The following is a 3,142-nucleotide window of genomic DNA, read 5'->3' on the forward strand; positions in this document are numbered from 1 at the left end:
GCGGTGGTGAATTCAACACTGCTATCGCAGGCAAGCCAGCTCCCACATTGACCAGTGTTGAATCATTAAAAGTCAGGCGGCCCGCTCTTCGCCGGGATTGCGCTCGAAGTAGCGCTTGTACTCGCGACTGAATTGCGACGTACTCTGATACCCCACGCTGTGCGCCGCCTGCGCCACGCCCATGCCCTCAACCAGCAGCAACTGCTGAGCCTTGAGCAAGCGCAAACGCTTCAAATACTGCACCGGCGACAACAACGTGCAGCGCTTGAAATGCTCATGAAACGTCGACGCACTCATATGCGCATACCCGGCCAACGTCTCGATATTCAGCGGCTCGTCAAAATGCGCATGCAGGTGGTTCAACGATGTGGCTATCCGTGAAAACTGCCCTTGCTGTTCCACCAATGCACGCAACACATCCGCCTGCGGCCCGCGCAGCGCGGTGAACAACAATTCACGCACCCGCGCCGGGCCCATGATCCGGCTTTCCAGCGGATCGTGCAGGCACTGCAACAGCCGCTCGACGCAACCGCGCATGGCATCGTCGAGCACCACTGAACTCATGGACTCCAAGGTCTGCGCCGTCGGCGGCGGGCCAGCCTGAATGCCCATCGCCATCACCAACTCGCCCAACACCACGCGGTCGATCCCCACCGTCACCCCGTACAGCGGCGCATCCGGCGCCATGGCAAACGTCTCGCATTCGAACGGCACCGGCATGGCCTGGATCAGGTAATGCCCGGCGCCATACTCCAGCGTGCGCGGGCCCAGATAGGCGAGTTTGCTGCCCTGGGCCACGAACATCAGGCTCGGCTCATAGATCTGCGGCCCGCGCGCCACATCGCAACTGGCGCGCAACACCTTCACGCCCGGCAGGTGGGTCGGGGAAAAACCGTCGCAGGGGGTCAGCCCCTCGATCAAGGAGACCAGCGTGGCGTTGGCGTCGAGATGGCGGGTCAACAACATGGCAAAAAACTTCGCGAAAAAGGGATGAGAGCATCATCGCAGGTCTGGCGACACATAAATCCAAACACGGGGCACCTCCGGACGAATAGGCATGAGACTCGGAGCAATCGCCATGGCCGCTGCCAGGCCCGGCGCGGAGAATGCGCCGCCTCTCCTGTGATTGTTTTTGCGAGGTTTCCCCATGTACACCGCCATCGGTTATGCCGCCCAGTCGGCCACCACTCCCCTCGCCCCGATGTCCTTCCAGCGCCGCAGCCCGCGCGTGGATGACGTGGCGATCGAGATCCTCTACTGCGGCGTGTGCCACTCCGACATCCACCAGGCGCGCAACGAGTGGGGCATCGCCGTGTACCCGCTGATGCCGGGCCACGAGATCGTCGGCAAAGTCACCGCCGTCGGCGCCAACGTCACCGCGCATAAAGTCGGCGACCTGGTCGGTGTGGGCTGCATGGTCGATTCGTGCCGCCACTGCGACGCGTGCAAGTCGGACCTGGAGCAATACTGCCTCGAAGGCCCGACCATGACCTACGCCACCCCGGACCGCGTCGACGGCAGCAACACCATGGGCGGCTACTCCGACAGCATCGTCGTCAGCGAGCACTTCGTGGTGAAGATCCCAGCCACGCTCGACCTGGCCAGCGCCGCGCCGATCCTCTGCGCAGGCGTGACCATGTACTCGCCGATCAAGCACTACGGCATCAAGGCTGGCGACAAGGTCGGTGTGTTGGGCATGGGCGGCCTGGGCCATATGGGCATCAAGCTGGCCAAGGCGATTGGCGCCGAGGTGACCCTGTTCACCCGTTCCGCGAGCAAGGCCGAGGAAGGCCGCCGCCAGGGCGCCGACCATGTGATCGTGTCCACCGACGCTGAGCAGATGAAAGCCGCTGCCGGGCACTTCGACTTCCTGCTGGACACCATCCCGGTGCAGCACGACCTCAACCCCTACCTCGACGTGCTGCGCTTTGATGGCGTGCACATTCTGGTGGGCCTGATCGAACCGGTGGAGCCACCCGTCAACGCCGCCAAGCTGATCCTCGGCCGCAAAGTGCTGGCCGGTTCGCTGATCGGGGGCATTGCCGAAACCCAGGAAGTCCTGGATTTCTGCGCCGAGCACGGCATCAGCTGCGACATCGAGATGCTCGATATCCGCAACATCAACGAAGCCTACAGCCGCATGATCGCCGGCGATGTGAAGTACCGCTTTGTCATCGACATGGCGACCTTGAAGGTCTGATCAGGCCTTCGCGCCCAACTCCGCTGACAGCCGCGCTGCGACCTGTTTGATCACAGGGATCAGCTCGGCCATTTTTTCCAGCGGCATGTAGGGCACGGTACTGGCGATGCTGATGCCGGCGACGATTCGCCGGCTGGCATCGCGCACCGGTGCCGCAACACAACGGATCGACGGTTCGTTGTCTTCCAGATCGAACGCAAAACCACCCACCACGTATTCGCGCATGCGCTGCTCGAACTGCGCCCAGGATTGCTCCGGGTGCTGTGGCCACTGCAGGCTTTTGCCGGCAGCCGGCTGGCTGACGTCGTACAGGCGCTGCCACTCTTCCACCGGGTCATCCAACAACAACGCCTTGCCGATACCGGTGCGCGCCAGCGGCATGCGATGGCCGACCCGCGAGCGCATTTCCGGGCCGTTGCGGCCGGGGTTCTTGTGCAGGTAGAGCACGTCGTCGTATTCGCGAATGGCCAGGTGGATGGTGTCGCCAGTCAGCGCCGACAACTCGTCCAGGTAGGGCACCGCCAGCGTCACCAATGGCAGCTCTTCACGTGCCTGGAAACCCAGCTCGATCAGCTTTGGCCCCAACAGGTAACCGACTTGCGGCACCACGCGCAGGTAACGCTCGTCCACCAGGCAACTGGCCAGGCGGTGGGTGGTGCTGCGGGTGGTGCCGATGCGCTTGGCGATCTCTTTGAGATCCCGCGCACCGGCCGCCACCGCCTGCACCACGCCCAGGCCACGGAGCAGGGTCTGGGTGCCGGTGGGGGCGGTGTCTTTGGTGGGGGTGGGGGCGTTTTCCTGCATGTCGGGCCTATATGTGTGAAAGCGCGGGCATTATGGCAAAAGCTGAACATGAGCACAGCGAAGATCAAAATGTGGGAGCGGGATTGTGTGGGAGCGGGCTTGCTCGCGAAGACGGAGTGTCAGTCACCAGATGTATTG

The 3,142-nt window shown here is 63.1% G+C and carries 3 protein-coding genes; 1 reads left to right on the forward strand and 2 read right to left on the reverse strand.

Going from position 1 to position 3,142, the window contains the following annotated elements; genetic code table 11:
• Positions 1-72 precede the first annotated feature (72 nt).
• Positions 73-966 (reverse strand): AraC family transcriptional regulator, encoded by an 894-nt coding sequence (locus NUV89_RS28760; RefSeq protein WP_257783985.1) that lies wholly within the window; start codon positions 964-966, stop codon positions 73-75.
• A 181-nt stretch (positions 967-1,147) separates the two neighbouring features.
• Here NUV89_RS28760 and NUV89_RS28765 point away from each other — a divergent pair, with 181 nt between their 5' ends.
• Positions 1,148-2,200, forward strand: coding sequence for an NAD(P)-dependent alcohol dehydrogenase (locus NUV89_RS28765; protein WP_257783986.1), 1,053 nt, complete (start codon positions 1,148-1,150; stop codon positions 2,198-2,200).
• On the opposite strand, the gene NUV89_RS28770 is transcribed toward NUV89_RS28765, so the two are convergent.
• Positions 2,201-3,004 (reverse strand): IclR family transcriptional regulator, encoded by an 804-nt coding sequence (locus tag NUV89_RS28770; RefSeq protein WP_257783987.1) that lies wholly within the window; start codon positions 3,002-3,004, stop codon positions 2,201-2,203.
• Positions 3,005-3,142: the final 138 nt, after the last annotated feature.

Source organism: Pseudomonas sp. 18.1.10 (genome assembly GCF_024655625.1).
Taxonomy (GTDB): Bacteria; Pseudomonadota; Gammaproteobacteria; order Pseudomonadales; family Pseudomonadaceae; genus Aquipseudomonas.